Origin of the sequence: Paenarthrobacter sp. CM16, from assembly GCF_013179505.1 — a bacterium.
Lineage (GTDB): Bacteria > Actinomycetota > Actinomycetes > Actinomycetales > Micrococcaceae > Arthrobacter.
Genome location: NZ_JABMCX010000398.1, coordinates 1 through 3,391 on the forward strand (window position 1 = coordinate 1; position 3,391 = coordinate 3,391).

Here is a 3,391-nt window from a genome sequence, read left to right on the forward strand (position 1 = left end):
GACCACGCGCAGGTGGCGGCGGCCAAAGTCGATCCCGACGGCGACTGCACCGTTGCTGTTCAGCCTTACGTTGGTTGCGCGGCGGCCGGAGCTGGTGGTCGGCTCAGTGGATACAAGGCCGGCGTCCTGCATGATTTTGACGATGTTGGAGATCGTTGCCGTGGACAGCCCGGTCTGGCGCGAGAGCTCGGCTTGCGTTGATGGACCGCTCAGCAGGCACTCGATGATGCGCTGCTGATTGAGGTGGCGCAGTGCGGACTGCGAGCCGGGTTTTCTTGGATGGCTCTTCGTTGAGCGCTGCGTAGCGGGCATGACAAGAAGATTGCCCCACAAGCAACGTTGTAGTCAAGAAGTGAACACAAGGAGTCAACTCTCCGCGACATACTCCAACGCAAGAACGTGGGATATGTACCCGTTGTGGGGCCTGCTAAGCGTTCCATATCCACGTTGTGGGGCGCAGAACGGGCCCCGCAACGGTGGAGTCGCGGGCGTTGCGTCCCGATCCTGAGGCGGGCGGGTCCAAATGCCCCACCCTCTGCCGGGGTTCCGCGCCTACTCTGGAAGGAAGAAATGTCCGGGCCCTCGCGAGCTCCCGGACCAGGCGAAAACCTAGGTGGTAAAGATGCTGCTCTCCGTCCTGCAGGCGAATGCTTCCGTCATGGACGTCGACGCCAATCTCCAGACGATCGACGACGCCGCCCAACGCGCCTCCCAAGCCGGTGCAGCTGTGCTGCTCACTCCTGAGCTGTTTCCGGTCGGCTACGCACCGTTGCGGCTCCACGCTGAACTGGACCCTGCAACCCTTCCGGGCATCCGGGGCCGCCTCGCCGAGATCGCCCGCAGGCACACCATTGGTCTGGTCTACAGCCTTCCGGCGGTGGCCAATGATGAGGATGCCTGGCACATCACGGCTACCCTGCTGGACGCTTCCGGTGCCGAGGTACTCAACTACGCCAAGGTTCACCTTTTCGGTGAGGAGGAGCGCAAAGCGTTCGTCGCCGCCCAAGAACCTCCCGCCGTCGTCGATTTCAACGGAGTACGGACCTCGATGCTGATCTGCTACGACGTCGAATTCCCGGAAGCCGTGAGGGCAGCAGCAACCCGCGGCGCCGAACTCCTGCTGGTGCCAACCGCCCTTTCCGCAGGGTTCGATAACGTTCCGCAGGTCCTGATCCGCGCCCGCGCCCTGGAAAGCCAACTCAACGTGGCCTACGCCAACCACAGCGGGCATGAGGACGTGTACACGTTCCTGGGCGGCAGCGTGGTGGCCGGGCCGGACGGATCGTTGCTTGCTGCGGCGGGGGACGGGGCTACGTTGCTGTTCGCAGAGGTCGGCACAGGCACGGTGAAAGCGGCGCGGGATGAAGTTCCGTACCTGCGCGAACGCAGGCCGGAACTCTATGAAGAGTGGGAGCAGCGCAGCTAAGCGACAACCCCGTCTGCCCCGGAGCCGATTAACTCCTCCACATACTGCAACGCAAACCACAGCTCGGCCCGCACCTGCGCCTGGTTGAGGTCCATGTCCAGCAGCTCGCCCAGCACGCCGATCTGCCGGCGCACGCTGTTCCGGTGCAGCCCAAGGAGTTTTGCCGAGCCGTCCCAGCTGCCGTTTTCACTGAGCCAACCGCGCAGGACGGTCAGCAGGGGATCGCGCCGGTCCACCTCCAGGGATAGCACCGGCGCAAGGAGCCGCTCCGCCAGCATGGTTCCGGCTTCGCGTCCCAAGAGTCCGGCAACAGACCAGGTGACTTCATCCACGCGCGCACTTTTACCGGTGGTCACCACGCGGCTCCGCAATGACGTGGCCCGCTGGTAGGCGGCGGCGAGCCCAGTGAGCTCGGTGGGTTCACCCACCACCAGGCGCCATCCCAGTTTTTCGACGTCGGCCAGCAACGCGTCATCCACCTTCAGCCGGGTGATTGCCGCGAAACCATATTCGGTGACCTCTACCAGCTTGGTATCGAAGAGCCTCCGCCACTGCAGCAGCTCACGAACAGGCCCATCGTCTGCAGCACCATCCACCCGGATGCCTTGCACCACGCGCATCTGGCCGGACCTGGTGGATGACAAGCTTTGGGCCAGCAGGTCTTTGAGACCGTTGAGGTGTTTGGTTGAGCCTGAAGCCAGCGAGTCCGGATGCAGCAGGACGGCCGTGGCCAGTTGGCTTGGGGCGAGCGAACCGCTGGTCCGCTGCCGCACCAGCAGTTCCAGCAAGCCCACCGCAGACTGGACCACATTGTTCTGCGCAGGCGTCAACGGTGCGTCCGAGCCAAGGATCAACGCTCCCAGGTTCGCGTCCTTGGTGCTGCGGAGAGGATGCCCGAACACCAGGGCCGAGCCCGGTTGCTCAAAGCTGTCCATTTCCACGCGCGGACCGCTGCCGGACAGCAGGCGCTCCAGCATGGGTGCCAGCAGTGAATGCTCGACGCCGGTGCTGCCGCCGGCACTGTGCCCACGCGCGCGGATCCGTCCGTCAGCTCCCACCAGCACGGCCCACACTGGCACCCGCTGTACCAATGCGGCGAGGAGCTCGTGTTCGGGCCTGGGGGAAAGGACGGCCCGCATGAGTTGGCGGTTGGTCTCGGCCAGTTGGCGGAAGACCCGTGCGTTGTCCGTCTCCAGGAGCTGGGAGAACTCCAACCCGATCGCCGCGAACGGAACCGACTCGGGAACCTCGAACAGCGTGAGGTTGTGCTGGCGGCACGCATCCAGCAGGACGTCCGGGACGGCGTCGAAGTAGGGCCTGATGCCAAAACCCAGCGCAGCAACCTTCGCCTCCACCAACCGCCGCACATAGGCGTCCACCTTGGCCGCCGAGCCGCCCTTCCCCAGGAACGGCAGCCCGGAGGTCAAAAGGAACTCACCTTCAGGGAGGTACGGGGTGGGGTCCTCCAGCTCGCTCGGTTCAACCCATCGCAGCAGCGAGGCGCCGCTGCCGCCGTCGTGAAGCATTTTCAACTCCGGCGGCAGCTGCTCCACAAACTGTTCGAGCGTGACGAAACTCAGGCGGGCGGTGGCGGGCTCAGGCGACATTGCCCTGCCCGGCGGCGGCCGGCTCCTGGTAGTCGGGGCACTCGTAGGCGCTGTCCTGGTCGGCGCCGCTGGCGTACGCGCGCGGCAGGCGCGGTGCGATCCTGTTGATGATTTCGTCCCCGTGGCTGCCGATTGCAGCTCCCCAGTCGTCTGCGCTCGCCGCCCCGCACGCAGGGTCGCCGAACAATACCGCGGTGTCGCCGACGTCGATTCCCGAGGCGTCCGGGCCGAGGTCCACCATGAACTGGTCCATGCAGACCTTGCCGATCACGGGCACGCTGCGGCCCGCGATGTTCACCACGGAGCGCCCGCTGATGCCCTTGGGGATGCCATCTGCGTAACCGAGCGGGATGAGCCC

4 protein-coding genes are annotated in these 3,391 nt (G+C 65.3%); 1 reads left to right on the forward strand and 3 read right to left on the reverse strand.

Annotated features, from left to right (window positions below; genetic code table 11):
• On the reverse strand, positions 1 to 312 hold a 312-nt coding region (locus tag HP499_RS22375; RefSeq protein WP_172326289.1), incomplete at its 3' end, for a winged helix-turn-helix domain-containing protein.
• A gap of 310 nt (positions 313 to 622) precedes the next feature.
• Here HP499_RS22375 and HP499_RS22380 point away from each other — a divergent pair.
• The gene (locus tag HP499_RS22380; RefSeq protein ID WP_172326290.1) at positions 623 to 1,426 is read left to right on the forward strand and encodes a carbon-nitrogen hydrolase family protein; all 804 of its coding nucleotides are present in this window, start codon (positions 623 to 625) and stop codon (positions 1,424 to 1,426) included.
• Here the strand turns inward: HP499_RS22380 and HP499_RS22385 are convergent.
• On the reverse strand, positions 1,423 to 3,033 hold the full coding sequence (locus HP499_RS22385) for a PucR family transcriptional regulator (protein WP_172326291.1): 1,611 nt from the start codon (positions 3,031 to 3,033) through the stop codon (positions 1,423 to 1,425). The two genes, HP499_RS22380 and HP499_RS22385, sit on opposite strands and share 4 nt — an antisense overlap.
• Positions 3,023 to 3,391, reverse strand: a 369-nt coding sequence (locus HP499_RS22390) for an alanine racemase C-terminal domain-containing protein (RefSeq protein WP_305849762.1), incomplete at its 5' end; no start/stop codon positions are given. The genes HP499_RS22385 and HP499_RS22390, both read right to left, overlap by 11 nt.

Coding starts and splice junctions, on each gene's coding strand:
- HP499_RS22380 (WP_172326290.1), top strand. CDS start 623: ATGCTGCTCTCCGTCCTGCAGGCGAATGCTTCCGTCATGGACGTCGAC.
- HP499_RS22385 (WP_172326291.1), bottom strand. CDS start 3,033: ATGTCGCCTGAGCCCGCCACCGCCCGCCTGAGTTTCGTCACGCTCGAA.